General features: G+C 27.2%; 4 protein-coding genes. 1 reads left to right on the forward strand and 3 read right to left on the reverse strand.

Translation table 4 applies throughout. The features are described 5' to 3' along the window. Positions 1-54 precede the first annotated feature (54 nt). Positions 55-4,716 carry an MGA_1079 family surface serine endopeptidase gene (locus AXW82_RS02330; protein ID WP_004794280.1) on the forward strand — a complete coding sequence of 1,554 codons (4,662 nt, stop codon included), beginning with the start codon at positions 55-57 and terminating at the stop codon, positions 4,714-4,716. 257 nt (positions 4,717-4,973) lie between these two features. Here the strand turns inward: AXW82_RS02330 and AXW82_RS02335 are convergent, their stop codons facing one another. The 3 genes from AXW82_RS02335 to AXW82_RS02340 all read right to left on the reverse strand — a co-directional run bounded on the left by AXW82_RS02335 (position 4,974) and on the right by AXW82_RS02340 (position 23,706). Continuing rightward, positions 4,974-6,830 carry a hypothetical protein gene (locus tag AXW82_RS02335; RefSeq protein WP_004794281.1) on the reverse strand — a complete coding sequence of 619 codons (1,857 nt, stop codon included), beginning with the start codon at positions 6,828-6,830 and terminating at the stop codon, positions 4,974-4,976. A 150-nt stretch (positions 6,831-6,980) separates the two neighbouring features. Beyond that, positions 6,981-7,298, reverse strand: coding sequence for a hypothetical protein (locus tag AXW82_RS03740; protein WP_237076666.1), 318 nt, complete (start codon positions 7,296-7,298; stop codon positions 6,981-6,983). Further along, complete coding sequence (locus AXW82_RS02340; protein WP_004794283.1) at positions 7,192-23,706, reverse strand: MGA_1079 family surface serine endopeptidase; 16,515 nt, start codon at positions 23,704-23,706, stop codon at positions 7,192-7,194. Before AXW82_RS02340 ends, AXW82_RS03740 begins: the two co-directional genes overlap by 107 nt. Positions 23,707-23,713: the final 7 nt, after the last annotated feature.

The raw sequence follows: 23,713 nt of genomic DNA on the forward strand, positions 1-23,713 counted from the left end.
AATAATATTTTATAATTTAAAGTATAAAAATTCTTTTATTGAGAGGCTTTAATAATGAAAAAACAAATTAAAAATATTTTTGTATTAACAAGTGGCGCAGCGGCTATACCAATGACTGCCTTATCTTGTTCTATAGATAACGCTCAGAACATTAATCAAAATAACGAAAATGCAAAAGAATTGCTCCAATATTTTGAAAAAGATGATAATAAAAGGTATTTCAAAAATATAGAAAATAACATTAAAAATAATCAAAATATCTCTTTATCTCCAAAACAAGTAAATACAATGATTTCGTTTTTGAATGAATATAAAAAAATAAATGATTTAAATATCGAACAAATATACGAAGGACTAGAAGATAATTTATTAAATAGCGACTTTATTTCAAATGAATTAAAAGCGTTTGATAAATTAATAAATACTAACTCAAATAGTTTTTTAGAGATTAATAATGAATCAGTAAAAAGAATTCAAGATGTATATAACTTGATTTTAGAAAGAAATGCAAGAGTAGTTAATAAAAATTCAGAATATGATCTTTTTATTAAAGAAATAAATAATTTGTCTCTTTCTAATAATTTAATTTGAAAATATCTTAAGAACCATTCTGTAGAAATATTTAACGACGTAAAACTAAAAAATGAAATCTTCGAATTAATTAAATCAATTGACATTAATTATAGTATTTTAAACAATTTAAAAAATCTATACAAAACTAAAGAAGAAGCTGAAATAAAAAAAATAATTGATGATATAGAAGTATTTTTAAATAATTCATTAACAAACAATTCATTAGTTGAATTTAACCCTAAAGCAAATGAATATATAGAAAAGTTAAAAAACAAAGTAATTGAAAAAGATTTAATATCTAATGACGTTAAACAAAAGAAAAATGAATTAACTGAAAAAATTAGATTATCTGAAAATATAGATGAAGAAAACAAAAAGTCTCTTTTAGAAAAAGCTGAAAAAATTGTTAGCCTTGCTGAAATATATAATTATAATGATTTATTTAAGAAGCTAGATTCAAATATAGAAGCAAAAAAAGCTGAATTTATACAATTTATAAATGATTCAGTGCTTAGTGATAAAAATAAAGAATATTTTAGTGAAATAATTCAAGGGTTAGAAGAAGAGACTGAATTAAAAAACATAAGCACGTCTTTCAAAAAAATGATGGATAAATTTAAACGTTTACAAAATAAAGTCAATGAGATAAAAGAAAAAATTTCAAACAATAACTTTAAATCTTCATATGCTCTAGAATTTTATAAAAAAATCACAAAATTTGTTGAATTATTTGATAATGACAATAAGTTAGAAAAAATTAACTTATTATATCCTGATGATAATCTTAAGTTGATTTCTGATATTTATATAGAAATCGAAAAAATCAACATTGAAGAAGAATTTGATATTAAACCACAAGAAGAAAGTGTTATAGATCTTTTCAAAAAAGAAACTATTTCTTTATTTAGTTTAAACACAACCGAAAATGGTACATTATATGATTTAGAAAAGTATTCTTATTCTGCATCATATAATCTAAAGAGTGCTGAAATTCTCTTTGATAATTTTGATACCGAAGAGGTTGATTACAAAATTGTTAATTTAAAGCTTGACGAAAGTAATTGAAATAATTTAATTGTTACAGTTAAAGTTTCGCTTAAATCAAATAGTGAAATTAACTATTTAATGGACATTTCAAAAGCATTTAGTGGTGATGTGACTCCCCAAATTAATTCATTAAATTTTAATAACTTAGACCAATTTTTTAATATTAATTATGATGATTTACAAAAACTTTCTTTGGAAGAATTTAGAAATTTATCAAATGATCAGAAAAAAGAATGATTCACAACTAATCAAACAAGAATTGGTAAATTCTTTAAGTTTGAATTAACTAATTATGAATACGTGAATAGAAAAGTTTTTGCTGATTTTTCTGTTTTATTCAATAAACAAGTTATTAAAAAATGAAGAATACCAACTATAAGAAATGTAAATTTCGTTAAAAATGAAGAGGAAAAAGAAAGCTATAGTGACGTTGTTGACAAAAGAAGAATAATGGAAATTATTAATGGGAATATTTCTACATTAATGACTAAAGTTAAATTCAAGGAAGGTGCAAAGCACTCTCACATGAATTACATAGCTTCTGATGTAAAAAAAGCTTTTGACGATTTATACATAATGCCAAAATATGGTAGATATGAAGTATTTATCAAGGATTATCATCATGTCAGTGATTACGATGGATGAGTCGACATTATTTTATGATACAAAAAAGATGGCAAAGAAGTTGAAATTAAGAACCCAGCTGATGTATACAGTAAAACTAAGAGATTACGTAGCTTTAAATTAATTAGCTCAGGTGATATAAAACCTACTGGAGAAATTTTTACCTCTGAAGACTTTCAAAGTAGTGAACAACCTAGCCAAGAATTTATTGATGCAATTAATTCAATAAATGAATCAAATTTCGGATTCAGGTATGCTGAAGCTCAAAATGGACAAAGAAACTTCAGAGCAGTTAATGTAAAAGACATAATTGACCAAAAAGCCTTTAGCGATATTGAGTATGTTTTACAAATCAAAAATACAAATAATAATAACTCACGTGGAGAAAGTCAAGATAATAACGCTTATGTAGAGTTAAATGCTCCATTATATAATAAAAATATTGAGTTTAATTCTACTAATTTAAACAACTTAAGGAATAACTTTTTTGTTTACTTCTATGACGTTAAACAAGTTGGTAAAAGAGGTATGTCATTTAAATTAGGATGAATTAACAAAAGAAACAAAAACATTCGATACACCAATAATCAAGAATACACTTTGATAAATATGGTGAATGACTATCAACAAACTCTTTATCCTGAAATAATGGTAAACAACATTAAATTAAGTGATATAGAAATAAATTATGAATTGCTTGCTCAAAAAACGGCCAGCGAATGAATAAATAATTTAGAAGAATTGAATAATGGAGTTATTCAACTTAAACATAACAAAAACAATGAAGTAGAATATCAAAATTATAGTCTTCCAGCTAATTTATTTAAGGTAGATCAAATTAAAAAAATATCAAATAATGAAGCTTATGTAAGATTTGCTGTTACAGGCAGAACTAATAATAAAATACTCGGAAATACTTGATACAAGATTAAGGGATTTGCTTTAAGTGAAATTAATACAATTAATGAAAATCTTGATTTTACTAACGAAAATCTAAAAACAATCCAAGAATCTGAAACTTCTATTATTCGTGAAAGGATTATTGAACCATTTTGAAAAGATCTTTTATGAGATTTAAACAAAAAAACCAACATCGCTTCTTGAACACTAGAAAAGAAATATTTAGAAAAAACTTTACTTAAAGAGAATTCTAGAAATAGAGTTATAAAATTTGAAATTCTAGCAAACTCATTATTAAATATACCAAGCAAAAATAGTAGAGTAAGAAACTTTGAAAGTGCCATCAACATTGAGGTTTCATTTGACAAACTAATAGAGCAAAAAACAATTAAAATTAAAAAGTCTGCAAGTGATGGTGATGGTGGCCGTTTCAATTATTTTGTTACTTTAAATTGAATCGAATCTCGTGGTGTTGACATTAAAATTTCAATGGAAGATAATACAAATAAAATAATAATTGATGAACCTGAAGTTCAAAGATTTTCAAATGGCGTTACATTTGATAAAGATAGAGCATTTATTATCTTGCCGGCCGCAGTTAAAACAACTATAAAATATACCAATGATGAAGAGCAAGAAAATTTTGGTATAAATCAAAATAGATTCGATTACAAACACATTGAAATGAATAGTTCTAATCAACCGATCTTATTCTATAGTGATATTGAATTCCAAAAAGATAAAACAGTATACTATCCAAATCAAAATGTTCATTATAAATTGCATGATGGATATAAATTGAACGTTGAATATTTAAGAGTAAGAGATTGAAGAGATTGAGATATAGTAGACTCTGCATATTCAAGGGCAGCACTAGTTGATGGTAATACTTGATTTGGTACATTAGGATTTTTAGGAAAAGTTAATGATGATCCAAATGATGCTACTTTTTACGTTTTAACTAATCGCCATGTCGAAGGTAGTCCAAATGAATTTTCCGGTATGCTAGATAATAATCTTCTGCAAGAAAGAGGAAATAAAGTTTTCACACTAGCGCCCGATAGAATAGGAAATTCTTTAGAAAGATATTATGATGTTAGAACTAGCGGAGAATTAAATTTAGGAAGAGGTGGGAGAGCTTTAACTATTAAATTGCTTTGAAGTGGTGTAGAGCAAATTTCTAAAGATGGAAGCATTAAAAATCGTGGTCAAGATTTAACATTATTTGTTGTTGATTTAAATCAAAAATTATCTGATGCGAGAGCAGCAGGTAATATGCAAATAGCTTGAAAAATAGAACATTTAATGAAAAAGGGAAATGTGAATATTGACATGAGCTACAAAAAAGGCGGGACAATGTCAGTGCCTAATATTAGAGAAATTTCTACATTAGGATGACCTGGAACACAATATGCTGGTTCAATCAATAGAAGACCAGTGACCCTAGGTGATGATGGAAGCCAATCTAGAGTAGTTATTGGAGCACCATACTTTAACCCTTACTCACAAATTTTTGTTGGTGGAGGGGCATCTGGAAGTGGTATGTATATTGTGGTGGAGATAATTATATAGCAACTTGAACAGCAGGTGCAAGTAATAATACACATAAGGCTTCACAAGGTTATGCTTATGACAATAGAAACTTTAACTTCTTCGGAGTTAATTGAGATAATGAAAATCCTTTAAAACTTAAAAATTACCATTCTATTGCTTCACAAATAATGAGAGCAAACTTAAGATTTCCAGAGAAATATGATCTTCCTTGATTCTTTAAAGAAATTAATGAATAAAAAAATCTGAACATTATTTGTTCAGATTTTTTAATATGACTATTCAATAACGTAATCAGACTCATTTAATTTTAGAGATCTAGTTTGTTCTTGTTTATCCATTGAAGAGTTAAATTTTGTTTTAATTTCTGTAAATAAAGACTTTATCTTTTCATATAAAGCATCAACCTGTTCTTTAGATGCTATTTGACTTTTATCTGATTTTACAATAGCTTGATTACCGTTCTCATCAAAAAAACTATTATTATATTCTCCACTTATATTATGTTCTTGAAATTTCTTTATAATTTCTTTCTCATCATTTTTTTGTTCTTCATTAAAAATATTTGATGATACATTTAGTTTGCTAAGAATTTCTTCCCCAAGTCTATCAAATATAAAATAAGATTTTCTTAATTTTGTTAAAGAATCAATATAGGATGAATCATTATTTTTGCTTGCAACGATTTCTACCCACTTAGATGCTTCATTCATAATATCAGATTGAGTGCGATCAGATTCTACTTGAATTTCTTTTGCTTTTTCTAAATCTTCGATTGAAATATTTGTATCTTTCTTAGCAATTAATTCTTCAATAACGAGTAAAATTCTTTTAAAATCCTCTGCTTCTTTATATAAATATTTTTTTGGTGTTAAATTAGTATTTATATAATTTGATATATCATTTTTCAAGGGAGTAAGTGATGTATCTACTAAGCTATTAAATTCTTTATTCCTCTCTTCTTGCTGGCTTTCTTGTGAACTATTTTGCTTACCTAAATTTGTGTTTCCTTCAGTTTTTGATAACTGTGAATTTCAAGTTAATACTTTATTATAAAACTCATTAGATTTTGAGTTGATTTCATCAAAATTTTTGTTTTCTTTGTTTAAAAAGTTACCTAAATCTGTTAAATAATTTGTAATTTCGCCTGTTAAAGCTCTTTGTTCATTTGAAGGGCTGTACAAATGATTAGAATTATATTTAAATAAAAGTTCTAAAGTCATTTTTTGTAGCATTTTTATTCCTACTAAACTTGTCTTAGCCTCAGGTTGATTAATTTTTTTAAGTTCATCTAAAGTTAAAAAACTAGATTGCTTCATTAGTTTATATGATTCATAAATATGACTCATGTTTTGTTCAATTGTTTGATTATCACTTCCTTCAACACCTTCATTAGTTAACATTGCTAAATTATTTAAAATTTCTTGATCAAAAGCTGGTATAGCAGCTAAAAAAATGTAATTTGACTTAATTATATTAGCTGCGTTTTTAAGATCTTTGATAAATGAATAAAATTTTTGTTTTGAATCATTAATTTGATCTGTTACTTCATTATTTTGTTGTTGACCAAAAGGTTTGTTAAATGTAGCGATAATTTGCTCATCAGTAACTCCGCTTGGTTCAGTTGTAACTTTTAATTTAGTTTCTAGTAAATTATCTAATTCTAATTTAGATAACTCAAGAGCAAAAGAATTTGTTAAAAAATCTAATACATTATTTTCTGCACCTTCCGACAAATCTTGATTATTCAAAGCTTCACTTAACTCTGTTAATTTTTGTTGAATAGAAGCATTATTTTTAAAAGATTCTTTGGCTGTTAAACTTGATAAATACAACTTAGCTATGCTATTAAATAAAACTGATTTTTCACTTTTATTTTTTTCTGGTTCCGGTTTATCTCCTGGTTTTCCACCATCCTCTGGATTCGAAGGATTTTCTACCGGTGGTTTAGGATCATTTTGCTCACCATTACCAGGGTTTATTGGATTAACATCTGGTTTATTAGTTTGATCTTTATTGTCTTTATTACCATTTGATTCTTTCGCTTGTTGTTGACAAGCAACAATTGTCATTGGAAGTATAATACTTGACATACCAAAGATACTAAACAATAAACTTTTTTTATTTTTTTTCATTTTTACCTCATTTTTTAATTTTCAAAATTATAGCACATAGCAAAAAAAGAATAAAAATTTAAAATCCCTTTTGTTAAGACATGAATTTATAAAAAAATACTTATACAAAGGACATATAATATTGGCTTTGATAAGTATTTTTGATCTATATTATTTTTGCTTTTTCTCTTTAAAGAATCAAGGGAGATCAAACTCAATTGGGTTTCTTAAGTTTGCTCTAACTATTTGAGCTCCAAGAGAATTTGTATTTTTAAGTGATAAAGGATCTTCTCCATCAAAGTTAACTCCAAAATAGTTATGGCTTCTTGTTCCGTATCTTGGTCCTTGTGATCAGTATCCGTCATTGTTTCCTGCTGAACCACTATTTCAAGCTCCGGCGTATGTTCCGTCTTCAAAGAATAAACCACTTCCTGATGCTCCTCCACCTCCAAAATATTGTGAATAGAAGTGTTTGTTGTTGTCAAACAATTCATGCATCACTAAAGTTTGTTCTACTATTTTGCGTAGAAATATATTGATTTTTTGAAAATCTTCTAAATATTTGACCAGCATATCTAATATTAGGTCATGAAACATTCGAGATTTCACGAATATTTGGCACTGACATAAACCCTTGCTTGTAATCGGCCTCAAGCTTTACATTAGGATTTTTCATTAGATTCTCAATTCTTCAAACAATTGTCATTGAACCATCTCTCTTAGCTCTTAAATAATCATCTTTAAGATCAATTACATAAACTGTAAAGTCCACTTGCCCATTTCCTACTTCATTACCGTTTTTATCTTTTTGAGATACTCCTGATCAAATAATATTAATTGTTTTTCTATCAATTTTATTTAAATTAGAATCTCTATAATTATGAGTTCTTAAAATATCATTTGTAGGACGGATTCAAGCAGAACCAGTGTTTATTCATGGTGAAGGTTGGAATAAACTTCCAACTGGTGCAAATGAGTATTTTTTATTTCTCACTTCTTTTAAGAAGTTATTTCCACTTATTTCATTTCAGTTAGAAACGGATTGAACATGCTTATTCGTTGAAACATAGAATTTATAATCATTAGGATCATTATTTACCTTACCAATAATTGATACAGTACCAAAAGAAGTGTTTTGATCATCGACTAAACTCCTTGAAAGAGCAACTTTAACTAAATCTCAATCTTTTTGTTTCTCTTTACGCATTTGTTCAATATTCATTTTAAATCCTTCATGTAATTTATAATGAACATTTTGGTTTGGATAGTAAACTGTCTTATCTTTTAGGAATGATAAATCGTTACTAAATAGAATTGGCTCTTGAAACTCTGTATACTCAACCTCATTATAATCAAATTTGTTAGATTCGATTCCAAAGTTTTCGTGTTCTCTATTATTTGTATATGAAATATAGATTTTTGAAGCTGCAGGTAGAATGATAAGAGCTCTGTTTCTGTCGAACTTAGTACCACTTGAAAAACTTTGTACTTCAGGTTCATCAAGAATAATTTTGTATGAAGAGTCTTCAGTATAAACTTTGAATGCAATTCCTGCATCTGTTCATTCAGCAATAACGTTATATCTAAATTGATTACCCTCAAGGTTTGGGGAAGTAAATTCAGTTTTTATTGCTTTATGCTTAATTAATTCGTTTAAATCTATATTTATCGAAATTACTTGATCTTCATTTCTAATTCTATTATTTTTATCTCCATCATTGAAAAGCATATTTCCAAAGATTTTAACAGTTATTTGTCTATCTTTTGTGTTTTCTTGTAATAAAGTTTTGTCGATATATTTTTTGTCCAATGTTCATGATGCGACATTGTTATCTTCATCTAGTTTTCATAAAAGATCTTTTCAATACGGCTCAATAATTCTTTTTCTCTTAATTTCAGTCGTAGATTCAAAAACTGTTTCTAAATTATTATCTCTAAATGATAAATCTTCTTTATTTGTTTTAGTTGAATCAGATTTGAATCCTGATATTCTATATCAAGTGTCACCAATCGCATTTCAATTATTTGCTGTATAAAGTGTTCTTGTATTGAATCTTATATAAGCTTCATTTTCATTGATACGCTTAATTTCATGCACATTAAATGAATCTCTATTCATTCAGAAGTTTTTGTAAACAACTCTGTTTCTTTCGTCACCTCTTACCTTAATATGTTGTCTTAAGGTGCCCATATTGTTTTTATATCATTCAATAGTGTGAGTAGCAAGCTCTTGAGTATTTATTTCAATGTCAGACATTTTAATATTATTAACCATGATTTCTGGATATAAAGTTTGCTCAAAATCATTAACTAAGTTGATTAAAGTAAATCTCTTATCGTTTGTATATCTTACTGAATTATTAGTCTTTTGGATATAACCTATTCTAAAACTTAAACTTCTATCATCTTCTAATCTAAAGTCATAGTAATATCTATAGAATTGTTCTTTTAATTTATTAATATTAGTTGGATTAACAGTTATTTCCTTATCGTAAAGAACTTGGTTTGCTCCAATAGGGTCATATTCGTCATTAACTCTATTTGTACCTTTAGAATTTTTTCCATTAACTAGTGTCATAAAGTACTCAAATCTTAGGTATGCTTGTTGGTCCATAAATGTTTTAGCATTTAATGTTCTAAACTTTCTATTTGAACGGTTATTTCAACCTCAAAACTGACCTGTTGCATATTTTCATTCAAAGTTGCTTTCATTTATGCTGTCAGCCAATGTTTTAATATCCTGACCAGGTTCTCTGAATTCATTTGATTTAAAGTCTTCAGCAGCAAAGTGTGTGCCTTTTGGTCTTATATCATAGAAGTTTTGCGCATTAAATCCACCAATATTGACTTTTCTGGATTTTCTTTGTTCAAAGTTATAACCTTGCGCTTCCACACCATCTATTTTATATCATAGCGTAAAATCAGCTCTACCATTTGCATGGTCTACATTATAGTAATCTTTTAAGAAAATTTGGTATCTACCAAAAGTTGGTAAGTTATAAAGATTATTAAATTTATCTATAACATCTGTTACAACATAATCGTTGTGTACTTCCATATTATTAAGATTTTTAAATGAAATGTTTTTAAAGAACAATTCTCTTCTTTGTCCTTCATTTGTGTTATTAATGATATTACGAACTTTTTCTAAGTTAATTCTATCTCAATAAGCTTCTCTTGTTTCATTTGAATTTCTGAAAGTAATATTATTGTTTGAACTTAAATCAATTACTCTAACTGTTTGATTGTTGAATAAAATTTCAACAGATGGTCTTATTTTATTTCCTGAAAGACTTGATTTTCTCTTAATTTCATAATTAAAATAATTGTTTAAACCAGGTTTATTCTTCTTGAATGCTTTACCTTGTTCTTCTATACTCAAGTTATTTCATTCTGCTTGTGTATATGAATTTATTAAATCATAATCAACATCAAACACTTGATCTAAATTTGAAAGATTAATTGCATCTAGTTTAGCTTTAGTCCCTTGAGAAAATGTTTTTCTCTTTGTAAATGTAACTTTTTTAGTTCTGTCAGATTTTAAATAAACATCAACTGTTACATTAAGGGTTTCTAAATTATTTCCAGTTAAAGTTAAACCACTTATTTCAAAGTCATATGTATCATTATCATAATGGTCAAATAATAATTTTGAATTTTTGAAATTAAATGATCCAGCATTCTCAAATTCGGATAAATTGTATGCTCTAGCACTTTCGGTTGTTTCTAAGTTAAATACATTTTCTGTTTCTTCAAGCATTAATTGGCTTCAAGTTTTTTGTGAACTTGAATTAGCTGCATTCCCTAGTCTTTCTAATGAATTTTTAAGATTATTTATTTCATTAATTGTATCTTGAATATTGTTGTAATTAATTTTTGCTAATTTATTATCTTTTGATAATTTTGTATATTTTACTAATTCTTTGTTGAAATTAAGAACTTTTGTTCCGTTTGTATTTGAAGGAGCTAAACGATTCTGAACTTGGTTCTTTGTTGCTACTAAACTATTGAATGCAGTATTCATTGTTTCTAATTTTGATTTAAATTCTCTAAATACTGCAATATCAGTATGAGACCTTACAATAGAAATTAATATTTTTGAAATTTCACTTTCAATTTGTCAACCAGAAATAGCGCTAATAAGTTGTGCTTTTAATTGCTCTAATTCACGATCATTTCTAACTGCGTTAAAAATATTATCAATTTCTACAAGTTTAGCATCATTAGGTAGTTTATTAGGCTCTACGTTTTGAATACTATTAATTTGTGCATAAATAGCATTTTTTTGTTCATCAGTTAGATGATTCATTGCTCTAATTTCATTATTTCTTGTAACTTTTTTAGTTTCTAAAACTTGGTACTCTAATTGAGTAATTGAAAAGTCATCTGTTCTCTCAGGTCTTGTTTGATCTAATCTTGCCAAAAGACCGTGGCTTGCACCAAAATGAGCTGTAATAATTCTGTTATAAGCTTCTAGATCAGCGGCTCAATTTTGTGGTAAGGCATTATTTACTGCTGCTGCGGTTGTAGCCTCATTTAGTAATCTAATAATAATATTTTTAGACTCTCTACCATTATCTGTATTTCTATATGCTAAGGATCTAGCTATAGCCGCTTTACCAGACATGGCACTTTCTAATTCATTAATAATTGTTTCCTTAGAGTTTAATGATTCTAGAGTATTAAGAGAATCAATTTCATTAATTAAAGTAGTTGCTGCTCTAGCATTGCTTCCATTAGGGAAATCAATTCTTCTTACCGTAGCTTTAAGAGAATCTTTCTTTTCTTTTATAGATTTAATTGTTTGAGCTCTTGAGATAATGCTATCTAGTTTTGGAATTTCATTACTACGTTCATTGTCATTTAATTCATTCTGTAAATTAGTTTTTTCTGTTCCATCACTTAACTCATTGATTAAGTCTTGAGCCTGGTTTCTCTTTGTATCCAGTGATGTTTTTTCGTTTACTAATTCATTTTTAAGAGCTTGGAATTGGTTATCGTTTAGATTATTTCTAATTCTACTTTCTAAATTAGCTTTTTTAGCATTTCCAGAAGGCAATTTATTTACTGCTGCTCTTAAAGCCTCATTATAAATGGAATCCATTTCTTGAAGTTGATTAGGTGCAGGTAAAATATTATTTCCAGTGTTATTGATGGCATTTAATCTTGAAACATAGTTAGCAATTTCTTCTTGAGTTAAAACAGATAATGCATTAATTCTAGTAACTAATGGATTTCTTTTTGTTGCTAAAGTTTGCAATATAAGTTCATTAATAGAGAAGTCATTTGTTATTTCAGGCTGCGTTTTATCAACTCTTACTAATAATCCGTGGTTTCTTCCGAATTGACTAGAGATAAGATTATAGTAACCACTTAATTCTGATTGTCAACTAGCAGGAAGAATTTGATTTACTCTTTCAGCAGTAGTTGCTCTATTTAAAGCATTTCTTATTGCACTTCTTGATGCATTACCGTCACGATTTCTTCTATATGATAAAGAATTTACTGCATCTCTTTTTCCCGACATTGCTATCTTTAAAGCATTAATTTGCTCTTCTTTTGTATTTAAAGAGTCAAAGCTATTAAGACTCTCTACTTCAGAAATAAGGGTATTAATTGCTGGGGCATTATTATCCGGGAATTGAATGCTTCTAATAAGTTGTTTTAAAGTTTCTTTCTTTGTTTCTATAGAAGCTGAGTTTAAAGCTCTATCTTTAATTCCTTGTAATTTATCAATCTCATTACTTTGCGAATTGTTATTTAACTCAGCTTGTAATTGTGTTTTTAAGGAACTATTTTGCATTGCTTCAACTGCTTGTGTAGCTTCAGAACGTTTGGTATCTAGGTTTCTCTTTTCAGTAACTACTTCTTGTTTTATAGCTTCAATAGCAGTTGAATTAGGGTTATTTGAAATTCTACTTTCAATATCAATTCTCTTTGCATTTCCCTCTGGTAACTTGTGAGCAAGAGCTCTTAAAGAATCTAAAAATATAGAATCAATTTCTTGTAATTTATCTGGTGCAGGTAATCTGTTAGGACCAATATTAGAAATAGCATTAATTCTACCAATGAACTCAGCTTTTTCACTATTTTCAAGTAAAGGAACTCCGTTTACTTTATCTCTAAAGTTAACTTTTTTAGTTTCTAATATTTGATGTTCAAGTTGTGAAATTGAATAATCATCATTTCTATCCGGTCTTGTTTGATCTAATCTTGCAAAAAGACCATGATTTGCGTCTCAATGAGTTGTTATTAAATTGCTATATGCTATTAAATCGTTTGGCCATGATTCAGGTAATACTTGATTTACTCTTTCGGCAGTAGTTGCTTCATTTAACAATCTTATAATTGTTTGTTTTGCTGCATTACCATTATCATTATTTCTATATGATAAATTATTAGCAATTTCTGCTTTATTACTCATGGCTTGTGATAAAGCTTGTATTTCTATTTCTTTGTTATTTAAATCTTGAATACTTGTTAAATTATCAATCGAAGTTTTTAAAGTTGCTTTAGCTTGTGCTGTTTCACTTGGATAAGCAATTCTATCAACAAGGTTTTTCAAGTTAACTTTCTTATCTTGGATTGCTTTTTCATTATTAGCTCTATTTTTTATTTCTTCAAGTTTTGTAACTTCATTTGTTAAAGAAATATTATCTAAATCTCTTAGTAATTCTGTTTTTACATTGCCATCTTCTAATCTTTCGATTGAAGCCCTTGCTAAATTTCTAGCTTGATCTAAAGCAGTTTTTTCTGTAATTAACTCTGCTTTAATAGCTTCTATTTCTGTATTATTAGAATTATTTGTTAATCTACTATTTAATTCGTTTCTCTTGTTATTTCCTTCAGGTAATTTTTCGATTGTGGCTCTAACTGCTTCGATATAAATATGATCAATTGATTGTAATTTTACACCTGAAGGTAATGGATTTACATCATCAATAGTTACTCCATTAACTCTTTCAGTAAAGTTTGCTCTTTCAGAACTTGTAAGTAATGTTAATCCCTCTAGTTTTGAATTAATTTGTACTTGTTTTGTTGCTAAAATTTGATTATTTAATTCATGGACTGTAAAGTTTTCGAATGTAATAGGTCTTGTTTTATCTAATCTATATAATAGACCACTAGACGCTCCAAAGTGACCAACAATTAAGTTTTTATATAGTGTTAAAGTACTTGCTCATGTAGAAGGTAAAATAACCCCTACTCTTGAAGCATCAGTTACATTATTTAACTCATTTCTAATTGCTGTTTTAGATGCATTACCTTCAGAGTTTGATCTGTAAATTAATGAGTCAAGAAGAGCTCTTTTCCCGTCCATAGCTCTTTTTAATGCATTAATTTGTTCCTCTTTTTGATCAAGTTCATCAGTTGTGCTTAATCTATCTATTTCATTATTTAATGTAGTAATAGCAGGTGCATTTCTATTAGGGTAATCAATTGTTGCTACAAGAGCTTTTAGGACATTTTTTCTATCATTTAAAGTTCTATTGTTTTGAGCTCTAACTTTAATACTTTCTAATTTAGAAACCTCATTACTTTGCTCTTCATTTGCTAATTCAGAAAGCAATCCTGATTTAACAGAACTCTCTGCTAGTAAATTAACAGCAGCTTCAGCTTCTCTTCTCTTTGAATCTAGCTGACTTTTCTCACTATCAATTTCATTCTTAATCTCTTGTAACCCTGAATATTGTGTGGCAGAGTTAAGTCTTTGTTCTAATTGAGTTCTCTTATTATTTCCTCTTGGTAACTTGCTTAATGAACTTCTTATTGCATTAATGTATATATTGTCTATATCATTTAATTTATTTGGATTTGGCAATAAGTTTTGACCAGTATTAGATACGTTTTCTATATTAGAAATGAAATTTCTTCTTTCTAAATCTGTTAGTAAGTTTAATTGATTTAGTTTTTGTGTAACTTCATTCTTTTTAGAAGTTAATATATCATTATCGAAAGTTTGAGCACTATTTTCTCTTTCGCCAGTAGGATATATTTGATTTAGTTTTTGTAATAGGGAATCTTTTGTTTCTATGTGTGAGTTAATTAAAGTTCTATATTGATTTAATTTAGAAGCTCAATTCTCAGGTAAAATTTGGTTTATAGATTCGATGTTTGTAGTTGAATCTAAGGCAGATTTAATTCTGTTAATAGCTATAACATTATTTCCGCCTGGATAATTTAAACTACTTGCTTCAGTTATTTTAGATTCTAAGTGTGATTTAAAAGCTATAATAGTATTTTTCTTATTTTCAACATCGCTAATAGTTCTTAATTCTTGAACTTCTTGCTTAAGTGTGTTTTTAGAATTTAAAGAAGTTGAATTGTTGTTTGGATAGCTAATTGTATCAATGATTCTTTTAACTTCTTCTTTTTTACCTTGGATATTGGCTTCTTCTTTTATTCTATTGATTGTTTCTTCGTTTTGCGCTTGATTAATTCTAGATCTAAAGCTATTTAAATCTGAATTTTCTAGGCTTAACGTTACTAAGTAATCTATAGTTCTTGCTTTTATAATTTCAAAATTAATTGCATCAAAATCATCAATATTATCTACTTGATCTAATAAATTATTTGCATTACTTAAAGCTTGTTGATCGTTTATATTAGAAATAGAAGCAACAACTTCAGCAATTCTTTGTTTAATTCTCTCATTTTCTAATCTTTTTGAATTTATCTGATTTAAGTTTAAACTTGCATCAATAGCTTGTTTAAGGGTGTTTCTGGCTGTAGAAGAATTGCTTTCTGAAGGATAACCAATTGAATCAACATGCACTTTTGCGTTTTCTTTTTGCGCCTTAAGTATAACAGCATCTAAATTAGCAATTTTTGCATTAAAATCATTGATTGGTTGAGTTTTACGTGACTCAGGAATTGTTTCGGCTTCTGCTTTTAATGATGTTTTTTGATCGCCTGATAATAAATCTAATCTATCAATAATCGGATTTAATGTGCCTTGTCTTTTGGTTTCGTAAAGATTTCACATTAAAATATTTTCATCTTCAGAATTAATGCTCGAAAGATTATTTATTCTAGTTTTAAGCCCGTATTCTCTTGGTTCACTAGGGAATGGATTTAATGGGGTATTTAAAATATCTTTATAATTTTGAATTCTGCTTGAAAGCTCTGTCAAGTTTAAATTTTCAATTTGATCTTGAGAAATTACGCCATTTAATCTGTTGCGAAGGGAAGTTGCTCCTGCAGCACTTCTTCCATCAGGGTATGGTAATTGATTAATTTGTTGCAAGGCAGCTTCAACGGAGGTTTTTAATTCTCTAATTTCTCTTAGTTTATTTTCTAATTCAGGGAGGTTATTTATCCCTTGCACAGAGTTTGTTAAATTAGTTTTTGCGCTAGCTGTAGAGTTTGGATATCCTATTGAAGTAATAATTGATTTTATTTCTTCTTTTTTATTTTGAATATTGGCTTCATTTTTTATAGATTCAAAACCTGATTCATCTGAAGCATTAATTCTATCAATGAAACCATTTCTTTGCGAAGTTGATAAATAAGTTAAGGTGCTTAAAAATTCAATAACTTTTTCTCTTTTAGCTCTAAGTATTAGTGAATTTGCATTAGTTTCTGATGTTTCTGATGCTATCAATTCTCTTAATCTAACTTTAACATTATTAGAATTTGATAACTTATTAATTTCAGCAATAGCTTTACCAACAGCGGCTGATAAATTTTGATTATTTTGTTTTAATACATTTAACTCATTAACATCTGAAGCATTATCGATTTGATTTTTCAATATAGAAACAGATGTATTTTTATTTTGCTGTTCGGTTGGTGTTTCGTTCGGAAAAGGTATATTATCAACTATATTCTTTGCTTCATTCTTAGCTTGATCCAATGAAAATAGTTTTAAAACAACATCTTCCTTAATTCTTTCAATAGTTTCTTCGTTTTGAGCAGATTCAAGATTTCTTTGGATTTCAGATTTTTCACTATTTCCGTTAGGTAGTTTGTTTAAAAATATGTTAACAATACCCTTGCGAATTTTTAACCTTAATAGATCTGCAGACTCTTTATTTTGAACAAAATTTAATTCTCTTAAATAACCACTTGCTATATTAGGATCATAATCAGTTGTTGATACATAATCATCATATGCTCTTTTTGTTAGTAGATATGAATCTTTAAATTCATTAACTTTTGTCTTTAATTCATTAATTTTATCAATATCAGCAGCTTGATTAATTAATGAATTCATTTCGCTTCTATTTGTTGATTCACCAAAAGAATCCAACGCTACTCTTGTTAAACGAATAATGCTTAAATATTGGTCTAAATCATTAGATACTTGATTAATAATGCTTGGTGTATCACTGCTCAATACTCTTGATGTAAAAGAGTTAATAGCTACTTGCGGTATTTCTGTTTTATCTTTTTTGCTAAACTCAATCATAGCCCTATATAATGGCATTTTTTGTAAGATATTTCTAATACCTTCGGCGGTAGTTTGGGTTTTTAACTCTCTTAAAAGCTCCGCATAACTCTTAAACTTATTTGATTCAGTTAAAATATAATTTTTATTATTATCAATAAATTCATTTAGATCAGATTGATTTCATCAAGTTTGTATTTCATTGAAAATTGGTAAAACTTTTTCTTTAATAACATTTACTTCGTTCGCATTTGAAGCGCCACTTAATTCTTGGGCAATTCCTTTTATTAATAAAGTATTATTAGGGTTTTCTGTAAATTTTTGTTTAGTAAAATCAAATGCAACTTGTATATTTTTTATTAATTCCAATAAGGTTCTTAAAGAAGCCTCTGAATCAGTGTTATTTGCTTTTTGAATTAATGAGTTTCTTAAGGATCTAATGCTTGAATTTACTTCATCAGCATCAGAGCTATTATTTTCAATATCAGTAAGTAATTTTATTTGTTCTAAAACTTCTAAATACTTATCTATTTCTGACTCTACACCTTGTAATTCTGTATGATTTGCAAGTGATAAAAGATTTTTAAAATAATTCTTTTTGTTATTATCAACAATTTGATTAAGTTTAGTGTTGATAGCATTAATTTTTTCTTTTATCGAATTTAATCTTCCTTCTAATTGGGCAAATCCGTTTAATGAAGAAATTGAATTAACCAAAGCTTGTTTAATTTCTGATTTTGACTGAGAAACGTTGTTTGCTAAATTGCTGTCTTCAGGGTATGAAAACGAGTCTATAAGGGTATTAAAGTTAACCTTATTTGTGTCAATTAAAACATTATCTATCGCAACTAAATAATCATCATTAAGCAGTACCCCATCATGATTATTACCAATTTGATTTACTTGATTAGTAAATCTTTCCTTATCTTCAGGAGATAAAGTTTTTAAATTCTTAATTACATTATTAATTATTAATTTTTTTGCTTTAAGAATTTCATTATTTAGTTGATTTACTGAGTAATTATTCTCTTTTGTTGGGTGTGTTAAATCTAATTTAGCAAATAAATCACTTGTATTAGGGAAGTGTGATGAAATAATTCTTTTATATGTATTAATTTGATTAGATCATGATGAAGGTAAAATGCGATTTAAGTCACTTTCATTTTCGGCTGTATTAAATAGGTTTTTAAGTTCTCTTTTTGCCGTTGCATTAGTTTCATGATAAGGTAAGGAATCTACCTCATTAATTTTAGCACTCATTAAGTTCTTAAAGCTTGTTAACTCATTTTGCTTATTATTTAGTTCATCAGAAGACAAGTTGTCAATTTCTGATTTTATTTTTGAAATAACATTCGAAGCATCGATCAAGTCTTTATTTGGATATGGAATTAAATCTACTAATCTTTTAACTTTTTCTCTTTCATTTTGTAAATTAGCATTTAACTTAATTCTTTCAATTTCTGAATTATTATTGCTTGAATTTATGTTTTGTGAAAAATCATTAACCTGTTCACTTGTTAAATAAGTTAGCGAAGTTAAATAATCCACAGCACGAGCTTTTTGGATTTCTAATTCGATATTATTAAAATCATCTATATGGTCAATATTGTTTAAAATATTTCTTAATCTTCTTAGCGCATTATCATTATGAATATCACGTATGCTATTCACAACTGAATGCATTCTTTCTTTAATTCTCTGATTTTCAGTTTTCTTAGAATTGATTTCAGTGATATCTCTTGCATTATCTATAGCTTGCTTTAATGAATTTCTTGCTTGAGCAGATTCGTTTGTTGATGGATACTCTATTGAATCAATATGAGCTTTTGCATTTTCTTTTTGCGCCTTGAGTATAATAGTATCTAGCTTTGCAATTTCTACATCAAAATTATCAAAGTTTTGTTCTTTTAATTCATCTCTTATTGAGATTACTTCATTTTTTAATGATGCTTTTTGTGTTGGATTTAATGAATCCAATCTATCAATTAGGGGCACAAAGGTATGTCTTCTTTTTGTTTCATATAAGTTTCACTTTAGAACATTTTCATCAACTGAATTAATGCTCGAAAGATTATTAATTCTTGTTTTAAGTCCGTATTCTCTTGAATCAGAAGGGAATGGATTTAAGTTGGTATTTAAAATATCTTTATATTTTTGAATTCTTTCGCTCAAGCCCGCTGGAACAAGATTCTCTATAGCAGTTTTATCCGTTAAAGAGTTTAATCTATTTTTGAGTTGACTAGCACCATTTGCATTTTGACCAGAAGGATAAGGTATTGAGTTAATTTGTCTTAATGAATTTTGAATTGCGATTTTAAGTAACTTGATCTCATTTAGCTTATTAGTAATTGCTTGATCATCTGATACCGAACTAATAGAAGATAGCAAACTAGCTTTTGCAGGCGCTGCTGTATTTGGGTATGGTAAATTATTTATCGCAGTTTCTAAGTCTTCTATTTTAGCTCTTTTTAATAATTGAGTTAACTCTTCAAAAGATTTATTATTAAGTTGACTTATATAATTATCTTTTCTAGATCTTGATAAAAATTCTAAGTTATTTATTTCTGTAAGAATTCTACCTTTTTCTTCATTAACCTTAGAATCAATTAATGAGTTTAAATCTCTAAAATTTTGATCAGTAAAAGCATTATTTAATTGGACATTTAAAAGATTTTGATTTTCTGATGATAATTTATTAATTCTTGAAATGGCATTAAGTATCTCATTATTTATGCTTGTAATTTTTGAATCCATTTCGGCTATATTGACATCACTAGTTATTAAAGCTTTAATATCATTTATAGCTTGAGCATTGCTACCTTGTGGGTAAGGAAGTTGATCAACTCTACTTCTTAATCTTTGTAATTCGCTATTTCTAAATTCCTCAATTGATTTATTTCTTGCATTTTCAATATTTCTTCTTAATATTTCAAATTCTTCGTTTGTATCGGCTCTATTTAATTCATCCTTAAGAACTTGTTTTCTTCTATTATTTTCTTCTGTAGAAACATTGCTATTTATTGAATCAATTGAATTTAATGCTTCTGAAATTTTGTTTGGAAGGCTAGATAAATCTCTTCTAAATGTTTCTAAGCTTGCATTAGAATCAATTCTTTCTATTCTTCTAAATAAATCAGTAACTGCTACAACATCCTCAGATTCATTTTTCCCTGGATATAATAAATTTTTTGATTCTTTTTTAAGCTTTTCTTTTTCAATCTCAATTTTAATTAGCTCAATATCATCAATAGAAGTTTTTGAACTCAATATATTAAATAATTTTAATTTGGAACTTTCTAAATTGATAACATCATTTGATGATAAATTATTAATTAAATCTCTAACTTCGTTTAATTTAGATTTTAATGAATTAAGTTTTGTTTCTTTTAAAGATAAGTCAGATTCATTAGTATTTTCTATATTAGATGAAATAATTTCAAGTGATGAATCTATTTTTTGATTAATCTCAGAAGATAATGCAACATCTGAATTATAATAATCAGATTTAACAATTATTTTTCTTAATTTGTCTTTTTTGTCAGCTAGTTTTGAAGCAGATATTATTTGTTCAATTCTTGAAAAGTTTTCTGAATCAATTATTTGATTTTTAAAATTAGTTTTCTTTGCTTCTGCTAAATCTAATAAGTTATCAACTGCTTGCTTAGCTTCAACTTTGTCTTTCTCTAATGCTGCATTTACTTTTGTTATTAAATCGCTAAATTCTTGAGCGGTATATGCATTTCTTAGCTCATTATACAAATTAATAGAATTTGAATTTGTGCTTCCATCACTAAAATTAAGTTTGTTTTTGCTTGAAACTTTTAATAATTCTGTTTTAGCATTAGCTATAGAATCTTTTATTCTTTGCAAATCATTTATAACAATATCCATTTGTTGTTCAGAATTATTTGCATAAATCTCTTTAATTCTAGTTATTGCTGGGGCATCATTATCACCTGTTACTTCATTACCGTTTGAATCCGGATAATCCAAAGCATTAACTTGTGCATCTAATTTAGACTTTTTATCAGCTAATCTTTGTTCTTCAAGAGCTCTTTCTAATAAAGAATTTAGATTTTCAAACTCTTCGTTTGTATCTGCTGAATTTACTAATCTAGTTAATTCTGCTGAAGGATTTAAAATTTCATCATACTTAGAGTTTAGTGTTAAAATTCTAGAATTAATTCGTGAAATTTCATTACTAAAACTCTCTATTTTATCTAGCGTATCAATTGCATTATCGCCTGTAGCATTAATTCTTTGAATAATATCTTGTATCCCTTGGGCAGTTACCCCCATTTTGTAACTAATAGTTTTAGACTTTAATTCCAAAGCTTTCTTTTGGTCGTTGAAACGTGCTTTTTCAACAATATCTTGTATTTTAGAGAATGTATTAGTTTTTGGATCATCAATTTTATTAATTTCTACTTGTTTTGCAGATGTATCAAGGCTAGTTAAATTTCTAATTATATTCTTAGCAGATTCTTTTTCAGAGTTTTTAGCAGAAGATATTGCGTTAAATAGATTATCAAACTCAATATTTGAATTAATTGAATTATTAGATATTAGGTTTGTTCTATTTAATTGTTCATTCAACAGATTTTGGTTTTCAGGTGAAAGTTTTATTATTTCGTTAATAGCAAAATTGACTTTATCTTCTAAAGCATAATATGTGTTTTTAATTTCATTTACAAGTCTAAGCTTTTCATCATTCTCTAATGATTCATTACTCTTGATTTGATCAATTCTTTCAATAATTTCTAAAATTGCAGGAACATTTGAGCCACCTGGATAAGGAATCCTAAAACCAAGAAGTCTTATTTGCTCTATATCATTAGCATCCTCAATAGCTTTTGCTTTTTTGGCATCATCAATAATTTCGTCTATACGAATTCTTGCATCACTTTCATTGTTAATAACGTTTTCTAGCCTTATTAATAATGCGTTTTTATTGTCTTCATTTCTTAATAAGTTAATTAACTCTAAAGCTTTTACTTTTTTGTCAAGAATATTTAATATTGCCACATTTGGAGAATCATTAATTTCGTTTATTAAATTAACATAACCTTCTCCGTTGGTTTTTATGTTTTCGTAAGAACTTATGATTTCGTTTTTTCTATTGTTATACAATAAAATTGCCCTATTAGAAATTTCTAATAGTTGGTCTTCTGCTAAGTCTGGAAGATTTGCGCTATTTACTAATTCGTCAAAAGATTCATGTCCAAATGCAATTTTAATGTCAATTAGAACTTTTTCTTTAAGGTTTTTTAAATATAAAAGAATTGAATCTTCAATTTCACTTAATTGGTTATCTTCTAATTCGCTCTCTAACATTTGGGTAAATTTGTTTTTGTCTAAGTTAGAATCTGAAAGTTTAGCAATTAGATTTTTAATTTTTTCTATTCATTCATTTCTTTCGATGTTGTTTTGTTCCATTGCTTGCGATTTAATTTCTAAAATAGTTTTTTGAGATCTAGCATTTTTTAATTTTTCGCTCAGCTCATTTTTTATTAAGTTATCCTTGATTCTTTGTATTTTTTGATTAACATCATTTTTTAAGTCTTCAATTATCTTCTTAACACTATTAACAATTAAATTTCATTCATTATCACTTGATTTAGGATCGTTTAAAATAGAAATATAGTTATCTTTAGTTTCTCCATCAAGCAATAAACCTACCGCTTCTTCCGCTTCTTCTCTTAATTTACTTTGCTTAAATGTATCTTTAAGTTTTGTTATTTCTTCGTTTATTGTTATTTCAGCAAAAATAAATGAAGAAAAGTTATTTATATCATTTAGTGTCTTGATGAAGTTTTCTTTTTGTTTATCGTTAATAAAACCTCTTCTTTGAGACTCTATAATCTTAAGGGTAAGAGCTTCTTTTTTAAGATTAATTAAAAGGGAAGAATCTAATGATACTAATTCACTATCTATTTTATTTTTAAATTCGATAAGATCATCTGCAGAATATTTAGTATATAAATTAAAATCCAAGTTTTTCAACTTGTTCCGGTTTTTTAAAGCATTTAATAGTCAAGATATTTCAATTTTTTCCAAATTGTAATCTAAGTTCTTTATAACTGAAATTAATTTCTTAGTATTGGATAAAATGTTTTCTCTCTGTAAATAATTTTCGGCTTTCTTTAATTCTTCAGATAAAGTATATTTGGTTAGTTCAATTGATACTTTATTTAATTCACTAACTATTAACTCAGTTTCGCTTAAAAGTAAAGATTTTAAATGATTGCTTAATTCAATCAATGAGTGCCAATTGTTATTTGAATAATGTTGAAAACTAGGCTCATCTAATTTTTCTTGAGCCTGATTTCTTTCTGTATCATTCATAATCAATTTACTTAGTTTTTTAGTTTCTTCTAAAAGTAAATTATAGTCATGTTTGTTTTTCTTTGATTTATTATTTAGCAAAATACCAGTAGTTGTCCCAGTACCTATAGAACCCAAAATACTAGCTACAATAATTCCTGCAATAATCTTCTTTTTAATCATGTTTTTT

This window comes from Mycoplasmopsis canis PG 14 (genome assembly GCF_001553195.1).
Taxonomy (GTDB): domain Bacteria; phylum Bacillota_I; class Bacilli_A; order Mycoplasmatales; family Metamycoplasmataceae; genus Mycoplasmopsis; species Mycoplasmopsis canis.